Raw genomic sequence first — 20569 nt, 5'->3', positions numbered from 1 at the left:
CGTCAGCCCCGCTGTCCGGCGGTCGGGCCGAGCTGCGCGCTGATCGCGGCCAGCTGCTCCAGCCTCTTCTCCAGCGGAGGATGCGTCGACAGCAGGCGGGACAGACTGCGGTTCGTCTCGCCGCTGATGGCCGGTGCGAAGTAGAACGCGCTGAACGCCTGCGCGGTCCGCAGATCCGAGGTGGGGATGCGGGCGATGTCCCCGGTGAGCTTCGTCAGCGCGGACGCCAGCGCCGAGGGACGGCCGGTGAGCAGCGCGGCGGCCCGGTCGGCGGCCAGCTCCCGGTACCGCGACAGAGCCCTGATCAGTACGAAGCTGATCGCGTAGACCGCGGCCGAGACCGCGACCACGCTCATCAGCACGACGAACGCGTTCTGGTCGCGCCGCCCGCCGAACGCCCCCGAATAGAACGCGAAGCGCACGGCCAGCCCGGCGAGGACCCCGAGGAACGACGCGACGGTGATCACGGCGACGTCCCGGTGCGCGACATGGGACAGCTCGTGCGCGAGGACGCCTTCCAGCTCGTCCGGCTCCAGCCGCCGCATCAGCCCCCGGGTCACGCAGACCACCGCGTGGTCGGCGTTGCGGCCCGTGGCGAACGCGTTCGGCAGATCCAGCGCGGACACCGCCACCTCCGGCTTCGGCATGTCCGCCGTGGCGCACAAGCGGTCCACCACACCGTGCAGCCGGGGTTCCTCCTCGGCGGTGACGATCCGGCCGCGCATCGCGTACAGGGCGATACGGTCCGAGAACCAGTACTGCGCCCACAGCGCCGCGGCGGCGATCACCACGACCAGCACCCAGGACTTCAGCAGGAAGATCAGTACGCCCACGAAGACCACGTACAACAGGCCGAGCAGGAACATCGTGAGCGCCATACGCGCGGTCAGGCGCCGGTCGGGCTCGAAACGGCTTCGCATGGGCCCACCTCCCCGGTGGTCAGGGTGCCGCTTCCGGCCGTCCCCGTACGCAGGGCGGCACAGCCGCCACCACGCACGGCCGGTTCGGCCGGGTACCTCCATGGTCCGTCATCAGGCGTCCGGAGGACAGCGGCGAGGGGATGGTTCGGGATATTTCATACGCTTCTCAGATGATTCGTTCTGATGTGAGGAGTGTGTGGGCCTCTCGGGTGCCGTGCTCCCCGGCCCCGGGGCGGCTCGTGCACCGCGGAGAGTGCGACCCGCCACGGAGAGCGACCGACCGTGGCGTAACCAGCAGGGCGTAACCACCAGGCAGTCCCTCGCCGCATCCGGCATGCCGCGTCCCGTGTGACCGGGCCCGCCCCCGGGCTCCTCACGGTGGCGGACCGGCCTCCTCCCGGACCACGTCCCGCGGGCGTTTGTCGTCCCGCAGTCCGGTGAAGCGGGGATGCCGCAGCATCCCGTCCCGGGTCCACTCCGCGAACTCCACCTGCGCCACCAGGCTCGGCTCCACCCACCGGGGGTGCCGTTCCGTGACCCGGTCGCCGAAGGGGGAGTCCGGGCGGCGCAGTCCGTCGAGCCGGGTCCGCAGCACGGTCAGCGTCCGGGACGGGAAGCCGGTGCCGACCTTGCCCGCGTACCGCAGCACCCCGTCCGCGTAGTGGCCCAGCAGCAACGCGCCGAACCCGGTCCGGCCCCCGGCGGGCTCGGTGAACCCGCCGATCACGAACTCCTGGCCGCGCGAGCACTTCAGCTTCAGCCAGTCCGGGGACCGGCGCGGCTGGTACCGGCTGTCGGCCCGCTTGGCGATCAGCCCCTCCCAGCCCCGGGCACACGCCTGCGCCAGCAGATCGGTGCCGCCCGCGTTGCGGTGCGGGGTGAACCGCAGGGGCGTCCGGTACGTCAGCGCCCGGCGCAGCAGCGACTTCCTGGTCCGCAGCGGCAGCCCGGTGGTGTCGGCCCCGTCGAGCCGCAGCACGTCGAACACGCAGTACGTCACCGCCACCCCGCTCGCCGCCACCTCCGCGGCCCGGGTCAGCCCCATCCGCCGCTGGAGCAGCCCGAAGTCCGTCCGGCCGTGCGTGAACGCCACGATCTCCCCGTCGACCGTGAAATCGGCGCGCTCCTGCGCGGCCAGCGCGGCGGCGATCTCCGGGTAACTGCCGTCGACCCGACGCCCGCTGCGGGAGACCAGAGTGACCGTGCCGGCCTCCCGGACGGCGAGCATCCGCACGCCGTCCAGCTTCCGTTCGAAGATCCAGCGCGCGGAGAACTCCCGGCGGTCGCTGAGCGTCGCGGTCATGGGACGCGCGGCGAGTTCCCGGCCGGGGCGCGCCACGGACAGCAGCCGCACCTGCTCCGGCGGCAGCGAACCGAGCAGCCCGCTCATCCCCGCGCGCTCCCCGGCCGCCCGGCCCGCCGCCCGCCCCGGTCGCTCTCCCAGACGGCCTCGGGACGTTCCGCGACCTGCCGCAGCGTCCGGCCGCTGCGCGCGGACCGGGCCCGGCGGGGGTCGGGGGTGCCATGGCCGTCCCGGCGCGCCCGCTCGTCCCGGGACTTCACCAGCAGCCAGGCGGCCCGCCCCGATCCGCCCTCGCCGTCCCGGAACCGGGTCAGCGCGTAGCCGCCGCGCAGCTTCGTCCCGTCGAGCCAGAACGTCGCGTGCCCCAGCTCCAGGGACCGGGCGAAGGGGACCGGCCGGTGGCGCCGGTCATGGCTGGTCGGCCGGTAGGTGCCGTGGTCCCAGACGATGACCGTGCCGCCGCCGTACTCGCCGGGCGGGATCACTCCCTCGAACGCGCGGTACTCCAGCGGGTGGTCCTCGGTGGGCACCGCCAGCCGTTTGTCCCCGGGGTCGGTGGACGGCCCCCGGGGCACCGACCAGGACTTGAGGACACCGTCGACCTCCAGCCGGAAGTCGAAGTGCGTGGTGCTCGCGGCATGGATCTGTACGACGAACCGGTGTCCGGCGCCGGGCTCCGCCGCCTCGCCGTCCGCCGGTACGGCCGTGTCCTCGGTGGACGCGGGCAGGCCCCGGGGCTCCCCGGTCCGGTCGAAACGGCGCTTGGCGTGGTACTCGCGCAGTTCACCGCCGGGTCCGCCGCCCTGCTCGGTGCCGCCGCCGTGCTCGGTGCCGCTGTCGCGCTTCGAGCCGTGGTCGTGTCGCGTACCGGGCTCGCCGTCACGTTCGCCGGGCTCGTCGTCGGGCATGGAGCCTCCTTCGCGCACGGCTGCCCCCGCCCCACCAGCATCACCCGCACCCGTGCCCGCCGCACCGGCGCGGGCACCGGCAGTCGGTGTCCGCGAGGTGGGCCGCACCCGTCCCCGGCCGCCCCGGCGGACCCAGCCGCCCCCGCCGGAAACACCGGACCCAGCAGCACAGCAGCACAGCAGCACAGCAGCCCAGCCGGAACGCCGGGGACGGGGGGCTCAGCCGCGGGTGCGGGCCTCGATGACATGCATCCCGGGTGCTTCGAGCGGCAGCGTACGGATGTGCTCGTAGCCCGCGGTGTCCAGCAGCGCGGCGTACTCGGTTTCGGTGCGTTCCCGTCCGCCCAGGCCGAACAGCATCACCAGATCCAGGGCCGTCGTCTGCCCGGGGCCCGGCAGTTCGGGCAGCACCGCCTCCACGATCAGCAGGTGGCCCTGTCCGCTCTCCTGGGCCTTTCGGCAGGCGCGCAGGATCTCCAGCGACTTCTCGTCGTCCCAGTCGTGCAGGATCCAGGACAGCAGCAGCGTGTCGGCCCGGGGGACAGCGGCGAAGAAGTCCCCGGACACCACCGTGGCCCGCTCGCCCACCCCTGCCGCGTCCAGCGCGCCACGGGCCGCTTCCGCCATGTGCGGAAGATCGAAGACCGTGCCGGTCGCCGCCGGGGCGGAGGAGAGGATCTCGGAGATCAGGGTCCCCAGCCCGCCGCCGATGTCGGCCAGGGACCCGGCGTCCGAGAAGTCGTACGCCGAGGCGACCGCGCGGGCGGTCCGGCGGGTGAAGGACGCCATGGCGGCATGGAACACGTCGTTGTCGTCGGGGTGCTCGGCCATATGGCCGAAGTAGGTGTTGCCGAACCGCTCCTCGAACGCGGGCCGTCCCGTCCGCAGCGTGAACAGCGGATCGTCGAACATCCGGAACGTCACCCGGTACATCAGCCTGAACCATGGGCGCAGGGTCTGCGGATGCGCCGACTCCAGCAGGACGCTGGTCCCGGTGGGACCGTAACCACCGGTGCCGTCCAGGGTGAACACCCCGGTGGCGACGAGCGGTCGCAGCAGCCGGCCCAGGGCATCGGGCAGCGAACCGGTCGCCTCGGCGAGCGCCGCCAGGGGAACCGGACCCCGGGCGACGAGATCGGGTATCCCGAGCTCCGCGGCGGTCTGGAGCGCCCGGTCGGTGACGAACCCCCAGGACTGCTGGACCAGCTGATCGGCGAGCGCGGGGGCCGCGGCGGAGGACGGAACGGAAGGGGTCAAGGCGTGCTTCTCCCATGGTCGGTGGACGGCTGACGGGGCGTCACGGCGGCGCGGCGGACCCGTCGGGCGTCAGGGCGGTACGCGTGGGCCCGGAGGTTTCGACCCCGGACACCCGGCATCCGATGATCATGGTGCACCCGCGCGGGCCACGCCAGACCCGTGCACCGGGTACGTCCGGGGCCGTCAGGCCGCCTCCCCGTACCGCTCCGCCGTGCGCTCGGCCTCCTCCAGCCAGCTCATGTACCACTGCGCGAAGGTGAGCGAGCGGCCGTCCGGGCCGGTGAGGGGCTCGATGTCGGCCCAGTCGGCCCGGGGGTCGTCCCAGACGGTGCCCGCCTCCGGACCGGAGACCACGAGCCACTGCCGCAGACAGCACCCCTTATGGCACAGACATATCGCGCCGATGGTCCGCTCCCCGGAGAACAGCACCTCGGAATGGCGCTCGTCCCACTCGTCGTACGCGGCCTCGAAGGCGTCCGGGGCGTCCGGGAAGTCCTCCTCCTCGGGAGTCCTCGCCTGGAGCGCGGCGAGCTCGGCGGCGTCCGCACGGACCGTGGCGAACGGCTCCCCGAGCCGGGCGGGATCCGTCATGTCACCGCCGTCCCCCTCCCAGCCCCAGCGGCCGTCCGCGTCCAGGACCACCGGGAACACGCCGTACGAGGGGCCCGCTCCGCCCGCGCCCACCTGGAGCAGGAATCCGCGGTACTCCTCCGGCAGCCGCGTACCGATCTGGCCCTCCAGCTCCGCGAGCTGTGCCCGGGTCAGCGGAGCCCGCAGCGGCTCACCGTCCGGCAGGCCGAACACCTGCTCCGCACCCGGGTGTCCAGCCAGCGCCAGCACCCGCTCGCGGACCCCCGCCCACCTGTTCTCATCCATGGCGCGATCCTAGGCGCCACCACTGACAACCCCCGGTGACCAGGCGCTTCGCCGTTGTCGCCGACCGTCAGGACGGCGGCAGGGTGGCCCGCGCCTTGCGCAGGAAGTCGGCGTTGGAGGGGGTGCTGCGCATCCGGTCCAGCAGGGTCTCCAGCGCGGTCTGGACGCTCTGGCCGATCAGCGCGCGGCGCAGGCCCCGGACAACCGCCAGATCCGGTGCGGGGACGAGGAATTCCTCCCGCCGGGTGCCCGAGGCGACGATGTCCACCGCCGGGTACACCCGCTTGTCGGCGAGTTCCCGGCTGAGCCGGATCTCCATGTTGCCGGTGCCCTTGAGCTCCTCGAAGTAGTAGTCGTCCGCGCGGGAGCCGGTCTCGACCAGGGCCGTCGCGAGGATGGTCAGCGATCCGCCCTCCTCCGCGCAGCGCGCGGCCCCGAACAGCCGCTTCGATCCCGACAGGGCCCGTGCGTCGACCCCGCCGCTGAGCGTACGGCCGCCGGACGAGGCCGCGTTGTTGTGCGCGCGGCACAGCCGGGTCAGCGAGTCCAGCAGCATGACGACGTCCTTGCCGCGTTCGACCAGCCGCTTGGCGCGCTCCACCGCGAGTTCCGCGAGGGCGATGTGGTCCTTCGCGGGGCGGTCGAAGGTGGAGGCCAGCACCTCGCCGCGGACCGTGCGCCGCATGTCGGTGACCTCCTCGGGCCGCTCGTCCAGCAGGACGACCATGAGCACGCAGTCGGGGTGGTTGCGGGCGACGGCGGCGGCGAGTTGCTGGAGGAGCACGGTCTTGCCGGTCTTCGGCGGGGCGACGATCAGCCCGCGCTGTCCCTTGCCGACGGGCGACACGAGATCGGTGACGCGCATCGTGAGCCCGCTCGCCCCGCCCTCCATCCGGAGCGCCTCCCGGGGGTGCAGCGGGGTGAGATCACCGAAGTGCGGGCGGAGGCCCAGCTGCTCGGGGGGCAGGCCCTCCACCAGGTCGACCCGGCCGACGGTCCGCTTGACGCCCCGCTTCGCGTCGGCGCCCGTGCTCAGGGTTCCTGAGACGGCGTCACCCGTGCGCAGCCCGAGCCGGCGCACGAGCGTGACCGGGACATACGGGTCCTGAGGGGTGGGCATGAGGTCGGGGGGCCGCAGGAACCCGTGGCCCTGCGGGGTGAGGTCCAGGACACCGGCCACCGTGACCTCGGCGGGCCGGACGGTGGTGCCTCGCGTGGTGGGGTGTTCGAGGATGCTGGTCATGGGGACGGGGTCCTTTCGCGGACGGCGGGTGAGTGAACTGGCAAGGGGTGGACCCGGTGTCGGGGCAAGGGGCGGCACGACCACGCCCCCGCGGCGGGCGGAAGAGGCCCGCGACCGGAACAGAACGGAGAAACACACACTCCTCGACGTCCGCCGGCCCGGGAAGGACGAGCGGTGGCGCACCCCGTGGGCGGGGCGGCGAAGAGGTGATAGGGAGAGATATGGCAACGGCGCCGAGAGCGGCGTACACATGTGCCACATTCAAAGTACCACGCGGTGGCGGCGGATGGTCCTGATCGCCGCGCGGACGACACGGACCGGTTTCCGGCCCCGGTCCGGGCCTGGGCGGCCCGGGGCTCCCGGATGCCCAACCGTACTACGAAGCAGAGCAGTTGAATTCCTGGGAGGCGCTTCCGGCCCGCCGGCGCCCGCTCCCGCTGCGATTACCGGTCGGTGAGTCGCAGCGCCTCGTCCACCACCCGTCGCACCGGTCCCTCCGGGAGGGAATACACGACGCGGCGGCCGTCCTTGCGCGTGCTCACCACCCCCGCCAGCCGCAGTCGCGCCAGATGCTGGCTCACAGCGGGCCGGGCGGCGCCCGAGGCCCTGGTCAGCGTGCTCACATCGGCCTCGCCCCCGGCCAGCCGCTTCAGCAGGATCAGCCGGGTGCGATCCCCGAGCAGGGCGAGCACCTCCGCCGCGCGTGCGTACGCGTCGCTGTCGCCCGGGGGGCGCGGGTGCGCATCCTGCGCAGATGAAAGGTGCATGCGTGCGCTCATACGCACATGATGGGCCGCCGCGCGGGGCATGTCCACCGTGCGGGCCAGGAACCGCCCGCCCCCGAGAGGCCCCCGGCCGCGGCCGGACCCCGCCCACCGCCATGGAGGACGTCCCCGGATGAGTCCCGACCCCCACCCGCACCAGGGTCATCACCACGAGCACGGCCAGGAGCACCGCCAAGGTCACGGACACCCGTACATACCGGGTCACCAGCACCAGCACCAGCACCAGCACGGCCACGGCCAGGGCCACGGCCAGGGCCACGGCCAGGGCCAGGGCCACGGCCAGGGCCAGGGCCACGGCCAGGGCCAGGGTCACGACGAGGGCCAGGGCCAGGGCCAGGGCCAAGGTCACGGTGACGGACAAGGCCACGATCACAGTCACCGGTCCCGGCCGCGCCGCCTCACGGACCGCCTCGCCCACCGCTTCCGGCCGCACTCCCACGACAGCGGGCAGAAGGTCGACGCTGCCATGGAGGCGTCCGCGCGAGGTCTGCGGGCGCTGTGGATCTCGCTCGCCGTGCTCGGTGCCACCGCCGTGGCCCAGGCGGTCGTCGTCGTGCTGTCGGGCTCCGTCGCGCTGCTCGGGGACACCGTCCACAACACCGCCGACGCACTGACCGCTGTCCCCCTGGCCGTCGCGTTCCTGCTCGGGCGGCGGGCCGCCAACCGTCGGTTCACCTACGGCTACGGACGGGCGGAGGACCTGGCGGGACTGGCCGTGCTGCTGGTGATCGCCGGTTCGGCGGCGTTTGCCGCGTGGTCCGCCGTCGAGCGGCTGCTGTCACCCCGGGAGATGACCCATGTGCCGGTGGTCGCCGTCGCGGCGGTCATCGGATTCCTCGGCAACGAGGCGGTCGCGCGCTACCGCATCAGGGTCGGCCGGGAGATCGGCTCGGCGGCGCTGGTAGCGGACGGACTGCACGCGCGCACGGACGGGTACACCTCACTGGCGGTGCTGCTGAGCGCCGGGGGAGCCGCCCTGGGCTGGGGGCTCGCCGACCCGCTGGTCGGTCTCGCCATCACCGCCGCGATCCTGCTGGTGCTGCGCGACGCGGCCCGCGAGGTGTTCCGGCGGGCCATGGACGCGGTGGACCCGGCGCTGGTCGACGGGGCGGAACACGCCCTGCTCGCGACTCCCGGGGTGCGGTCCGTGGGCGAGCTGCGGCTGCGCTGGATCGGGCACCGGCTGCGCGCCGAGGTCTCGGTTGTGGTCGACGGGGATCTGACGGTCCGGCAGGCACATCAGGTGGCCGTGGACGCGGAGCACGCGCTGCTGCACTCCGTACCCCGGCTGACGGCCGCGCTGGTGCACGCCGATCCCGCGCCGGAACCTGGCGGACCCGATCCGCATCTCACGCTCGCCCACCATCCGTCACCCTGAGGACACCCGCACCGGGCGGCCTTCGCCGTCCGGTACCGCGAGCGCGAGGGTGAAGCACCGTGCCGGACGCCCGTCCAGCACGGTCTCGCCCGCCGGTACGAAGCCCGTGCGGACCAGCACCGCCCGCGAGCCCGCGTTGTCGAGGGTCGCCGCGGCCCGCAGCGAGGTCAGACCGTACTCGTGGGCCGCGCGGACACAGATCCGCCGCACCACGTCGGTGGCGAGCCCCCGGCCGGTGGCCTTGCGGGCGATCCGGAAGCCCAGTTCGGCCTCGCCGTCCGCGGCATCGATCAGATTGACCCGGCCCAGCACCTCGCCGTCCCCGTCCACGACCAGATGGAACCAGCCGAGTCCGGCGGCCTGCTCGGCCAGCAGCGCTTCATGCCGTTCGGCGAAGCCGGTGAAGTAGGCGTCACCCCGGTCGGGCACCGACTCGGCGAAATACGCGCGGTTCTCCCACTCGAAGGCACGCAGCGCGGCGGCGTGGTCGGCGCGGAGCAACTGGATCTCTGGCATACGCGTACGGTACGCATGCCCGGCCCCGCTTCCCACGGAATATCGTCCGGGCGGGCGAACGGCCCGCCCGGCCCCCGCCGGCGAACGGCCCGCCCGGCCCCCGCCGGCGACGCCCTGGGCCCGCTGCCCCGCCCTGCCTCCGCCGCCGACCCACCCACCCTGGTACCGAGTCCGGACTCCCCACCCGCCGACGCCCCACGTTCCGCGCTGACCACCGGCGGCGACCCGTACCTAGGAACCCCGGGGCGCGCCCAGTACCTTGACCGCGTCGTCGGCCGTGACCGCCGGGTCGCCTGTGTGGTGCCGTCCCACGGGGATCACCATCGGGGTCCCGCTCACGGGGTCGGCGACCACCTGGCAGCGCAGCCCGAACACGTCCCGCACCGACTCCGCCGTGATGACCTCGCCGGGCGGGCCCTCGGCGGCGATCCGGCCGGACTTCATGGCGACGACGTGGTCGGCGTAGCGGCACGCCTGGTTGAGGTCGTGGAGCACCATGACGACCGTGCGGCCCTCGTTGCGGTTCAGATCGGTGACGAGGTCCAGGACGTCGATCTGATGGGCGAGGTCCAGATACGTGGTCGGCTCGTCCAGCAGCAGGATGGGTGTGCCCTGGGCGACGGCCATGGCGATCCAGGCCCGCTGGCGCTGTCCGCCGGACAGCTCGTCGACCGCGCGGTCCGCGTGCTCGGTCATGCTGGTGGCGGCCAGGGCCTCCCGTACCGCCTGTTCGTCGCCGGTGGACCACTGCCGCCACCAGGTCTGGTGGGGGGAGCGGCCCCGGGTCACCAGATCGGCCACGGTCAGTCCCTCGGGGGCGACCGGGGACTGCGGCAGCAGGCCGAGGCGTTGCGCGAGCTGCCGGGTGGGGACCTTGTGGATCGCCTGTCCGTCGAGCCGGACCGCGCCCTCCCGGGGGGTCAGCAGCCGGGCGAGGGCCCGCAGCAGGGTGGACTTGCCGCAGGCGTTGGCGCCGACGACGGCGGTGATCCGGCCGGGCGGCACCACGAGGTCCAGGCCGTCGACGACGATCCGGTCGTCGTAGGCGAGGCGCAGGTTCTCCGCGCGCAGATCGGGCGCGTCGTCCGGCGCCGCCGGGGGCGGGGTTGTCGACATGGGGTCAGCCTCCTGAACCCGCGCGGTTCACGCGGATGAGCAGCCAGAGCAGGACGGGCGCGCCGAGCACGCCGGTGACGATGCCGACGGGCAGTTCGGTGCCGTCGATCAGGGTCCGGGCGGCGATGTCGGACACCAGGATCAGCAGGGCGCCGGTCAGCCCGGCGGCCAGCGGTGGCGGCCAGGCGGTACCGGCGAGGCGCTGCGCGATCTGCGGGGCGGCCAGCGCCACGAAGGCGACCGGACCGGCCGCCGCCGTGGCGAACGCGACGAGGCCCACCCCGCACAGCAGGACCGCGAGCCGTACGGTCTGCACCCGGGTGCCGAGTCCGGCGGCCACGTCGTCCCCGAGGAGCAGGGTCCGCATCAGCCGTCCCAGCAGCAGCGCGGTGGGCAGCAGGACGAGCAGCGCGGCGGCGAGCGGTCCGGCCTGCTGCCAGTCGCGGCCGTTGAGGTTGCCGACGAGCCAGCCGAAGGCGGCCTGGGCCTGCATCCGGCCGCCGTGCGCGAGCAGATAGTCGGTGGCGGAGGTGCACACCCAGGACACCCCGATGCCGACCAGGATGATCCGGTAGCCGGTGGTGCCGCGCCGCCAGGCGAGGGAGTACACCACGAACGCGGAGGCCAGCGCGCCGAGCAGGCCGAGTGCCTGGGTGCCGAGGCCGCCGTCCCAGCCGAGGACCAGCCCGGCGGCGACCGCGGTGCCAGCGCCCTGGGTGAGGCCGATCATGTCGGGGCTCGCGAGCGGATTGCGGGTCATCGTCTGGAACAGCGCGCCGGACACCCCGAACGCGATGCCCGCGAGCAGTCCGACCATGGCCCGGGGCAGCCGCAGTTCCGTGACGACGAGCGTGGTGCCCGGGTCGCCGGAGCCGGTGAGGGCGGCGATCACCTCGGGCAGCGGTACGGCGAACTCCCCGACGGAGACATGGCGGCTGAGGGCGGCGAGGACGGCCACCGCCAGCAGGACCGTCACCACGACGAGCCGGGGGCGCAGCGTTCCCGAGACGGGTACGAGGGTGAGCCGGAAGGGGCGGGGCCCGCCGAACGGCCGCCGTGGCCGGAGTTTGTCCGTCTCGCCGACCGTGCCGGCCGGTGGAGCACTCGACACGGTCATACCTCCGCGAGCTTGCGCCGACGGACCAGCGCGATGAAGAACGGTCCGCCGATGAAGGCGATGATGAGTCCCGCCTGGACCTCGGCCGGGCGGGCGACGAGACGGCCCAGCAGATCGGCGGCCAGCAGCAGCGCCGCGCCCAGGGCCGCCGACAGCGGCAGCAGCAGCCGCTGGTCGGGACCGCGCCCCGTGTACTGCGCGAGCGAGCGTGCGGCGTGCGGCACCACCAGGCCGAGGAAGACGACCGGTCCGATCGCGGCGACGGACGCCCCGGTGAGCAGGGTGATCGAGACGACCCCCTGGAGCCGGATCAGACCGAGGCGGCGGCCGAGCGAGGTCGCGACGTCGTCGCCGAGGGCCAGGCTGTTGAGCGCGGGCGCCGCCGCGAGCGCGAGGGCCGCCCCGAGCGCGAGGAACGGCAGCATCCGTACGACGGTGGCGCCGTCCTGGTCGGCGAGCGAGCCCGCCGACCAGAACCGGAACCGGTCCAGGGCCTCCGGATCGGTGAGCACGATCGCGCTGGTCAGCGAGGACAGTACGGAGGTGACGGCGATCCCGGCGAGAGCGAGCTTGACCGGGGTGGGCCCGGAGCGCCCGAGCTGTCCCAGGAGGTACACCACGACGGCGGCGATCAGCGCGCCCGCGAAGGCGAACCACACCTGTCCGAGCAGCGAGCCGAGGCCGAGCACCCCGGCGGCGAGCACGATCGCGAAGGACGCCCCGGCGCTGACCCCGAGGATGCCGGGGTCGGCCAGCGGATTGCGGGTGAGTGCCTGCATCACCGCGCCGGACAGCCCCATGGCGGCCCCGGCGGCGAGCGCGAGTCCCGTCCGGGGCACCCGGACCGACCACACGATGTTCTCGACCCGTTCGCCGACCGGGTTCCCCAGCAGGGCGTCGACGACCTGGCCGGGCGGGATGCTCAGCGCGCCGAGCCCCAGTGACAGCAGGCACAGCGCCAGCAGTCCGCCGGCCAGGACGGTGGTGAGCAGGACGGCCCGGCCCCGGGAGGCCGGGGGAGCGGGGAGCGGTGGGCCCGACTGGGCGCCGTGGGGTGGTGTCGTCTTCTTCGTCAGCATGGAAGGCTCCGGCCGGAGCGGCCCGGCGCGTCACGCGCCGGGCCGCCCCCGGCTCAGGACTCGGGTCCGCTCACCTTCGTCCCCGGCTTGCCGTCGACCGCGGCCTTGAGCTGGGGAACCAGCCGGTCGGTGGTGTACGGCAGGCTCAGCACGGTGACGAAGCTGACCGCGTCACCGTAGGGGGTGCCGTCCTGGACGAAGACCTCACGGCCCTCCTTGACGACGTCCAGGCCGTTGTAGAGCTTGTTGGCGTGCAGCTTCGCGGCGTCCTTCTTGAGGTCGGGGACCGTCCACACGAGGGCGTCGGTGTCGACGAGGTCGGTGCGCTCCTTGCTGATGTTGGCGCCGAACTCGTCGCCGACGACCTCCTTCAGCCCGGCGGGCTGGGTGAAGCCGAGACTGGCCAGCAGCCGGGTACGCGGGTCCTCGGGGCCGAAGACGAACATGCCCTGGTAGGGGGTGGCCATCACGGCGGTGCGGCCCTTGAAGGCGGGGTTGGCGGCACCCGCGTCGCTGATGTGCTTCTCCGTCGCCGCGACCAGCTTCCTGGCCTTCGCGGGCTGCCCGAGCGCGGTACCGATGGCCTCGGTCTGCTGCTGCCAGGGCAGACCGAAGTCGTTGTAGCCCTGGGGCTGGACGACCACCGGAGCGATCTTCGACAGGGTGCGGTACTGGTCCTTGGTGAGACCCGCGTACAGGGCGAGGATCACATCCGGGTCCAGCGCGGCGATCTTCTCCGTCTGGGGGCCGGTGCCGGTGTCCTTGAGGACGGCGGGCGGCTTCGCCGAGCCCAGTTCGTCCTCGGCCCAGGGCCCGATGTTGCCCTTGTATCCGCTGGTCAGCCACTCGGTGGTGCCCACCGGGACCTTGCCGAGCGCGAGGACCGCGTCCTGGTCGGTCAGACCGACCGTGACGATCCGCTCCGGCTCCTCGGTTATCTTCGTCGATCCGTACTTGTGCTCGATGGTGACCGGGAAGGCGCCCTTCTCGACGGCCCCCGACCGGCCGGTGCTCCCGGAGTCCTCACCGTCCCGGTCCGGCGAGCCGCAGCCCGCGGCGGCTCCGGCCAGCAGGGCCGTACCGGCGGCTACGGCGGCGAAGCGGGTGGAGAGACGCTTGCGGAGTGGCGGCATCTGGCGGGGTCCTTCGGGAGCGGCGGGAACAGCGTGGAACGGGATACGGCCATGGGCGGCCGACCGGGACGTACGCGGCGGGCGGAAGAGGCCCCGCGGGTGCGGACCGGGTGGCGACCCATGGCTGAAAAGTTAGGTCAGCCTAACTTGATTTCCGACCGGAGGAAAACACTCCGTACGCTCGCGCGGCCGCGTCGGCGCGCCATGCGGGCCGTTGGCGGTGGGTGTAGTAATGAGGACATGGCCGCCCGCTACGGCCGCCCGCGCCTGGTTCCGAGCATGCGAACTGTCGCCGGTCAGGTCTTCCTCGTGCAGTTGGCGATCGTGGTGCTGCTCGTCGCGACCGCGCTCGCAGCGCTCATCTTCCAGACGCGGGCGGACGCGGAACAAGAGGCGCGCAACCGTTCGATCGCGGTCGCCGAGACCTTCGCCAGTTCCCCCGGTATCGAGGCCGCCCTGCGCAGCCGCGACCCGTCCGCCGTGCTCCAGCCCCGCGCCCTGGAGGCCCAGCGCCGCTCCGACGTCGGCTTCATCGTCGTCGTCAACCGGGAGGGCATCCGCTACACGCACCCCGTACCGCAGCGCATCGGTCTGCGGTTCGTCGGGGACCTCGGCCCCGTCTTCGCCGGACAGGTCGTCACCGAGAAGTCCGAGGGCTCCATCGGCCAGCTCGTCCAGGCGACCGTCCCGATCTACGGCGCCGGCGGCCAGGTCATCGGCGCCGTCTCCGCCGGGATGGCCGTCTCCCAGGTGCAGAGCGTGATCGAGGCCCAGTTCCCCCTGGTCTTCGGCGTCGCCGCCGGTGTTCTGCTGCTCGGGGCGGCCGGTGTCGCCGTCGTCAACCGCCGGCTGCTCCGCCAGACCCACGGCCTCGGCCCCACCGAGATGACCCGGATGTACGAACACCACGACGCCGTTCTGCACGCCGTGCGCGAAGGCGTCCTCATCGTCGGCGGCGACAAACGGCTCCTGCTCGCCAACGACGAGGCCAGACGGCTGCTCGATCTGCCGTCCGACGTCGAGGGACGCCCCGTCGCCGACCTCGGCCTCGACCCGCGCGCCGCCGAGCTCCTGGAGTCCGGGCGCCCCGCCAACGACGAGGTGTTCGCCGTCGGCGACCGGCTCCTCGCCTTCAACCAGCGCCCCACCGACGAGCACGGCGGACCCCCCGGCAGCGTCGCCACCCTCCGTGACACCACCGATCTGCGGTCCCTGACCGGCAAGGCCGACCTCGCCCGCGGCCGGCTGCGGCTGCTCTACGACGCCGGGACGAAGGTCGGCACCACCCTCGACATGGTCCGCACCTGCGAGGAACTCGCGGAGTTCGCCACCGCCGAGTTCGCCGACCACGCCTCCGTCGACCTCGTCACCGCCGTCCTGCGCGGCGAGGAACCCCAGGCGACCGGCACCGGACGCGAGATGCGCCGCACCGCCTACAGCGGCCCCGACGACGGGGGCGCGCTGTTCCCCGTCGGCCACCACATCAGCTTCGTCGGCACCACCCCGCTCGGCGCCGTCCTCACCGACGGCACCTCCGTCCTCGACGCCGACCTGAGCGCCTACTCCGGCTGGGAGCTCCAGTCGCCCGAACGGGCCCGCACCGTCGTCGCCGCGGGCCTCAACTCGATGATCGCCGTCCCCCTGCGGGCCCGGGGCGTCGTCCTCGGCGTCGCAATCTTCTGGCGCTCCCGGGACCGGGAACCCTTCGACGACGACGACCGCTCACTGGCCGAGGAACTCGTCGCCCGCGCCGCCGTCAGCGTCGACAACGCACGCCGCTACGCCCGCGAGCACGCCATGGCCGTCACCCTCCAGCGCAGCCTCCTCCCGCACGGCCTGCCCGAGCAGAGCGCGCTGGCCGCCGCCTTCCGCTACCTGCCCGCCCAGGCCGGACTCGGCGGCGTCGGCGGCGACTGGTTCGACATCATCCCGCTGCCCGGCGGCCGGGTCGCCCTCGTCGTCGGGGACGTCGTCGGCCACGGACTGCACGCCGCCGCCACCATGGGCCGGCTGCGCACCGCCGTGCACAACTTCTCCACCCTCGACCTGCCCCCCGACGAGCTCCTGTGGCACCTCGACGAACTCGTCACCCGCCTCGACCAGGAGGAGAGCGGCGACGACATCGCCGTCCCCGGCCCCACCCTCCGGGTCACCGGGGCCACCTGCGTCTACGTCATCTACGACCCCGTCACCGGCCACTGCTCCATGGCCCGCGCCGGACACCTCCAGCCCGCCCTCCTGCTGCCCGACGGAACCGCCCGGTTCGCGGACGTACCCGGCGGCCCGCCCCTCGGCCTCGGCGGACTGCCCTTCGAGACCCTCGAACTCCAGCTCCCCGAGCACACCCGCCTCGTCCTGTTCACCGACGGACTCGTCGAGGACCGCGACCGTGACATCGACGAAGGACTCGAACTGCTGCGCACCACCCTGGAGGCCAACACCCACCGCACCGTCGACGGACTGTGCGAGGCCACCCTGAGCGCCCTGGTCCCCGACACCCCCCGGGACGACATCGCCCTGCTCGTCGGCCGCACCCGCATCCTCGGACCCGACCGGGTCGCCGACTGGGAAGTGCCCTCCGACCCCGCCGCCGTCGCCGAGGTCCGCTCCGACGTCGCCCGCACCCTCACCGAATGGGGCCTCGCCGACGAGGCGTTCACCACCGAACTGATCCTCAGCGAACTGGTCACCAACTCCATCCGCTACGCGGCGGGCCCCATCCGCGTCCGGGTCATCCGTGACCGCGCCCTGATCTGCGAGGTGTCCGACCACAGCAGCACCTCACCCCACCTCAGACAGGCCGCCATCACCGACGAGGGCGGCCGGGGACTGTTCCTCGTCTCCCAGGTCGCCGAACGCTGGGGCACCCGCTACACCAGCGGCGGCAAGGTCATCTGGACCGAACAGCCCCTCCCCTGAACCCCCTTCGCCCCACCCGCGAGCCACCCCCGCCCCGCACACGTCGGCACCCGTCACCTCGCGCCGGACATCCGTACGACCCCGTCCACCGCACATCTGTACCGCCGGTCACCCGGACGTGCCGTGTCCCGCGGGCCGCCCCACGACGCGCAGGACACGGAACCCGGCAAGGGCTGCGCCCACGCCCCGGAAGCGCTGTAATGACGGATGTGGCGAGCGAGGGCGGGTCAGAACAGGGCATGACGGCCGCGGAGGCGACCGGGGCGCCGCGGGTCACGGCGACCGCGGGCGCCCTGAGCGCCGAACGCGCCATCGCGGCCCTCCCCGGACCACGCGAACCCGCCGGAAGGCTCCGCTCCGTCATCGAACAGGCCCTCGTCTTCTCCGGAGCCACCCTCGCCGCCGTCTACACCCCCGACACGACCGGCTCCGCCCTCGCCCTGGTCGAGAGCGCCGGTGTACCCCGGAGCCTGTACGGACTGCGCGACACCTACCCCGCCGACGGCGACTCACCCATGGCCGCCGCACGCCGTGAACGCGCCCCGCTGTGGCTCACCCCCGACGCCCTCGACGGCTGCCCGCCGCCCGACCAGTCGCGGGCCAAGGACATCTCCGTCGCCGCGCTGCCGCTCGGTGACGCCGCAGGGCACGCCGGATGCCTCCTCGCGGTCACCGAACGCCCCGGCGGCTTCGGCACCGGCGAACAGGACGTCCTCGTACTGCTCGCCGCGGCCCTCGGCGGCACCGTCCCCGCCCCGGCCCGCGACACCTGCCCCGGCGACCACGACGACGCCGGTTCCTTCGGCCTCGCGATGGACTCCGGCCGCATCGACGCCGACGCACGGCTCCTCGCCCTCTTCGGCATGGCCCCGGGGGACTTCGACGGCCGGGTCGAGACCCTGCTCGCCCAGACCGTCCCCGAGGACCTGCCCACCCTGATGTCCGTCGTCGAGGCCGACCACATGGCCATCGGCGACCGCGAACTCGACTTCCGCATCCAGCGGCCCTCCGGTGAACCGCGCTGGCTGCGGCTGCGCGGCCAGGTCGTCGCCGACGCCGACGGCCGCACCCGGCTCCTCGGCACCGTCACCGACACCTCCGACCTGCGCTCCGGCGTCACCGACGTCACCCGGGTCCAGCGCCTCGCCGCCGTCCTCGCGGGCACCTCCACCGTCCGCGAGGCCAGCCAGGCCGTCGCCGCCGGACTGCGCGGACCCCTGAACGCCGACCGCATCGCCCTCGCCGAACTGGAGGGCGAACGCCTCGTCGTCACCGTCCTCGACCCGCCCGACCCCGAACTGTGGCCCGGGACCTGGCGCACCGAATGGCGCTCCGAGTGGCCCGACGCCCCGCTGCGCGCCATGCCGACGCTCTCCGCCGCCATCCGCGACGGCCGCCCCGCGATCCTGGAGGCCGGCACCCCGCTCGAACCGGACGTCGCCGAGGTCGGCCCCGGCGGCCTGGCCGTACTGCCGCTGCCCGCCGGGGGCCGCACCGCCGGACTCTGTCTGATCGGCTGGGACGAGCCGCACGCCTTCGGCGCCGACGAACGCGCCTTCCTCACCGCCGCGGCGGGCCTCGCCGGACAGGCCCTCACCCGGGTCCGCGCCAGCGACGCCGAACACGAACTCGTCGGCACCCTCCAGCGGTCCCTGCTGCCCCGCAGACTCCCCGACATCCCCGGCGGCCGGGCCGTCGCCCGCTATCTGCCGACCGTCGCCGGACTGGAGGTCGGCGGCGACTGGTACGACGTGATCCCGCTGCCCGACCAGCATGTGGCCCTGGTGATCGGTGACGTCCAGGGGCACAACGCCGTGGCCGCGAGCCTGATGGGCCAGATGCGGACCGCGCTGCGCGCCTACGCCATCGAGGGCCACTCACCGGACGTCGTCATCTCGCACACCAACCGGCTGCTCGTCGGGATGGAGACCGACCTCTTCGCCACCTGCTGCTACCTCGACGTCGACATGGAGTCGGGGTCCGTGCTGTGCGTCCGCGCGGGCCATCTGCCGCCGGTGCTGCGGCTGCCCGACGGGCGCGTCGACACCGTCGACACGGCGGGCGGCCCCCCGCTCGGCGTGGTCCCCGACGCGGACTTCCCGATGACCGAACTCGTACTGGAACCGGGCACGCTCGTCGCGCTGACCACCGACGGCCTGGTGGAGTCGGCGGGCTGCGACATCGATGTGGGGATCGCCGCGCTCGGGGACGCGCTCGCCCGCTCCGACCCCGGGCATCTCGGCCTTGTCGCCGACGCCCTCCTCGACGGGGCCAACCGCAACGACGACGTCGCGCTGCTGCTGATGCGCTACGACGGCACCGCCGTCCGCCCGCGCCGCGCGGGCCTGACCGTGCGGAGAGAGCCCCACGCGGTCCGGGCGGCCCGCGACTTCACCGGCCGCACCCTGGACGACTGGCGCCCCGGCACCGGAACCGAGGGCACCGGAACCAACGGCAGCGGCACGGGCGGCGCCGACACCGCCGACACCGTGCTCCTCGTCGTCACCGAACTCGTCACCAACGCGCTGCTGCACACCACCGGCCCGGTCCGGCTCGATCTCACCCTCGTACGCGACCGGCTGCGGGTGGCCGTCGGTGACGCCTCGCCCCGGTCCCCCGTGAAACCGGTCGCGACGCCCTGGGAGTCGACCGGCGGGCGGGGCCTGCTCATGGTCGAGGCGGTCACGGCGGCCTGGGGGACCGTACCGGTCAGCGGCGGGAAACAGGTCTGGGCCGAGATCGTGACCGGTCCGGCCCGCCCCTGAACGGCCATCCGTGGACCGGGTGCCCGGCCTCGGACCAGCCGTGCGTCAGCGTCTGGCCTCGTCGGCCACCGAGCCGAACCAGCGGCCGGTCTCCGCCGCGTCGAGTACACGCTCCAGCCGCAGATCACCGGGCATCCCGGCGAGGAAGCGGCCCGTCGGCCAGCCACGCGCGTACGGCGGCGGATCGAGGACCAGCAGCCGGACCCCGTCCACCACCGGGATGTCCGACGGCGTGCCCTCGTTCCAGATCGCACCGCCGTCCGGCGCGGTCAGCTGGAACGTGCCCGTGGTGGGCACCTGGCCGGGGGCGTCCCGGCACACGGCCACGGCTTCCGGTGCCGGGATCTCGCCGGGGACGTGCCCGGCACCGGCCAGCTCCGCCGCGAGCAGGGTGTGGAGCTGGAAGTTGTCGGCTATCCCCGTCATCCGCATCCGGTATCCCGTGCGGGTGTCGCGGTGCAGGACGACCAGCGGCTCGTCGTCCAGCACCAGCAGCGCGTGGATCAGACACTGGAGATGGCCGTCGGCCGCGTCGGCTATCCGGCCGGCCGTCGCGAGCAGCCCCGGCCGGTCCGGGACCACGCCTCGTACCGCCCGGTGGTTGAGCACCGCGAGCGCCGCGGTCTCCCACAGCGGCAGGTTCCACCAGCCCCGGGCAACGTCCTCCCCGACCCGTGCGACCACCCCGGAGTGCGGTTCCCCCGCGTCCGGTTGCGGCAGCTCGCCCCCGCCGGCCGCGCGCCAGCGGGCCGGGAACTCCGCCGCCGCCTCCAGCGTCCGGGCCAGCCCCGCCAGCAGCGCGGGCGCGCACACCAGCGGGTCCGCGCCCCGCTCCACGCACGCCCCGATCAGCTGCGCGGTGACCGCGCGGGGGCCGGGCGGCAACTCCGCCAGCAGCGCGGCCAGCCGGGGCGCCGCGTCGGCGAACTCGCTCTCACCGGCCCGCTCGAAGTGCTGGTGGAGCGCGGCGAACGCCTCCTGCGAGGTCCGGGGGTCCCTGCCCCGCACGGCGGCCTCGAATCCGGCCACGGCAGTGGTGAACCGGGCTCTGCGGAAGATCATGCACGCACGATAACGGCAAGGTCCGACAAGCGGACCTGATCCGCCGGGATCGGCTGTACCGGGCCGCCGGTCGGAATCGGCGGGTCCGGTTCGCGGCGGGTGCTCCGCAGGACACGGGGACGTGCGTCGGCGATCCTGACGGGGCAGGTGCGGACGGGAGACCGCGGCCGGGCCGGGGCGCGGCGCGGGCGT

16 protein-coding genes are annotated in these 20569 nt (G+C 73.8%); 3 read left to right on the top strand and 13 right to left on the bottom strand.

All coding sequences use genetic code 11. The annotated features are described in order from the left end of the window. Window positions 1-2: 2 nt before the first annotated feature. The 7 genes from htpX to AB852_RS10185 form a co-directional block, all read right to left on the bottom strand. The gene (gene htpX, locus AB852_RS10215; RefSeq protein ID WP_073786258.1) at window positions 3-920 is read right to left on the bottom strand and encodes a zinc metalloprotease HtpX; all 918 of its coding nucleotides are present in this window, start codon (window positions 918-920) and stop codon (window positions 3-5) included. Window positions 921-1293: 373 nt separating this feature from the next. Further along, the gene (gene ligD, locus AB852_RS10210) at window positions 1294-2310 is read right to left on the bottom strand and encodes a non-homologous end-joining DNA ligase (RefSeq protein WP_073786257.1); all 1017 of its coding nucleotides are present in this window, start codon (window positions 2308-2310) and stop codon (window positions 1294-1296) included. Beyond that, window positions 2307-3131: a DNA polymerase ligase N-terminal domain-containing protein gene (locus AB852_RS10205; RefSeq protein WP_107499197.1), complete on the bottom strand. Its 825-nt coding sequence runs from the start codon at window positions 3129-3131 to the stop codon at window positions 2307-2309. Before AB852_RS10205 ends, ligD begins: the two co-directional genes overlap by 4 nt. Window positions 3132-3350: 219 nt before the next feature. Beyond that, a complete protein-coding gene (locus AB852_RS10200; RefSeq protein WP_079184483.1) occupies window positions 3351-4388 on the bottom strand; it encodes a methyltransferase in 1038 nt (345 codons plus the stop codon). A gap of 183 nt (window positions 4389-4571) precedes the next feature. Beyond that, a complete protein-coding gene (locus AB852_RS10195; protein WP_073786255.1) occupies window positions 4572-5264 on the bottom strand; it encodes an SMI1/KNR4 family protein in 693 nt (230 codons plus the stop codon). A gap of 67 nt (window positions 5265-5331) precedes the next feature. Then, window positions 5332-6507, bottom strand: coding sequence for a transcription termination factor Rho (rho, locus tag AB852_RS10190; protein WP_073786254.1), 1176 nt, complete (start codon window positions 6505-6507; stop codon window positions 5332-5334). A gap of 443 nt (window positions 6508-6950) precedes the next feature. Beyond that, the gene (locus AB852_RS10185) at window positions 6951-7286 is read right to left on the bottom strand and encodes an ArsR/SmtB family transcription factor (protein WP_073787636.1); all 336 of its coding nucleotides are present in this window, start codon (window positions 7284-7286) and stop codon (window positions 6951-6953) included. Between the two features lie 118 nt (window positions 7287-7404). On the opposite strand from AB852_RS10185, the gene AB852_RS10180 reads away from it, so the two are divergent. Next, on the top strand, window positions 7405-8670 hold the full coding sequence (locus AB852_RS10180) for a cation diffusion facilitator family transporter (protein ID WP_245876705.1): 1266 nt from the start codon (window positions 7405-7407) through the stop codon (window positions 8668-8670). On the opposite strand, the gene AB852_RS10175 is transcribed toward AB852_RS10180, so the two are convergent. The 5 genes from AB852_RS10175 to AB852_RS10155 all read right to left on the bottom strand — a co-directional run bounded on the left by AB852_RS10175 (window position 8662) and on the right by AB852_RS10155 (window position 13631). Beyond that, a complete protein-coding gene (locus tag AB852_RS10175; RefSeq protein WP_073786253.1) occupies window positions 8662-9186 on the bottom strand; it encodes a GNAT family N-acetyltransferase in 525 nt (174 codons plus the stop codon). The genes AB852_RS10180 and AB852_RS10175 overlap by 9 nt on opposite strands. A gap of 231 nt (window positions 9187-9417) precedes the next feature. Continuing rightward, window positions 9418-10302: an ABC transporter ATP-binding protein gene (locus AB852_RS10170; protein WP_073786252.1), complete on the bottom strand. Its 885-nt coding sequence runs from the start codon at window positions 10300-10302 to the stop codon at window positions 9418-9420. A 4-nt stretch (window positions 10303-10306) separates the two neighbouring features. After that, a complete protein-coding gene (locus AB852_RS10165; RefSeq protein WP_073786251.1) occupies window positions 10307-11419 on the bottom strand; it encodes a FecCD family ABC transporter permease in 1113 nt (370 codons plus the stop codon). Next, on the bottom strand, window positions 11416-12498 hold the full coding sequence (locus AB852_RS10160) for a FecCD family ABC transporter permease (RefSeq protein ID WP_107499194.1): 1083 nt from the start codon (window positions 12496-12498) through the stop codon (window positions 11416-11418). Before AB852_RS10160 ends, AB852_RS10165 begins: the two co-directional genes overlap by 4 nt. 53 nt (window positions 12499-12551) lie before the next feature. Beyond that, on the bottom strand, window positions 12552-13631 hold the full coding sequence (locus AB852_RS10155) for an iron-siderophore ABC transporter substrate-binding protein (RefSeq protein ID WP_073786250.1): 1080 nt from the start codon (window positions 13629-13631) through the stop codon (window positions 12552-12554). 240 nt (window positions 13632-13871) lie between these two features. On the opposite strand from AB852_RS10155, the gene AB852_RS10150 reads away from it, so the two are divergent. Then, entirely contained in the window at window positions 13872-16550 is a 2679-nt protein-coding gene (locus tag AB852_RS10150) for a SpoIIE family protein phosphatase (protein WP_073786249.1), read from the top strand. Window positions 16551-16789: 239 nt separating this feature from the next. After that, window positions 16790-19315, top strand: a complete 2526-nt coding sequence (locus tag AB852_RS10145) for a SpoIIE family protein phosphatase (RefSeq protein WP_245876704.1) — start codon at window positions 16790-16792, stop codon at window positions 19313-19315. A gap of 45 nt (window positions 19316-19360) precedes the next feature. Here AB852_RS10145 and AB852_RS10140 read toward each other — a convergent pair whose 3' ends face one another. Continuing rightward, a complete protein-coding gene (locus AB852_RS10140; RefSeq protein WP_073786248.1) occupies window positions 19361-20377 on the bottom strand; it encodes a hypothetical protein in 1017 nt (338 codons plus the stop codon). Window positions 20378-20569: the final 192 nt, after the last annotated feature.

The organism is Streptomyces uncialis (genome assembly GCF_001905345.1).
GTDB lineage: Bacteria > Actinomycetota > Actinomycetes > Streptomycetales > Streptomycetaceae > Streptomyces > Streptomyces uncialis.
The sequence above is the reverse complement of the archived record's forward strand: the minus strand, read 5'-3'. Positions and strand labels throughout refer to the sequence as shown.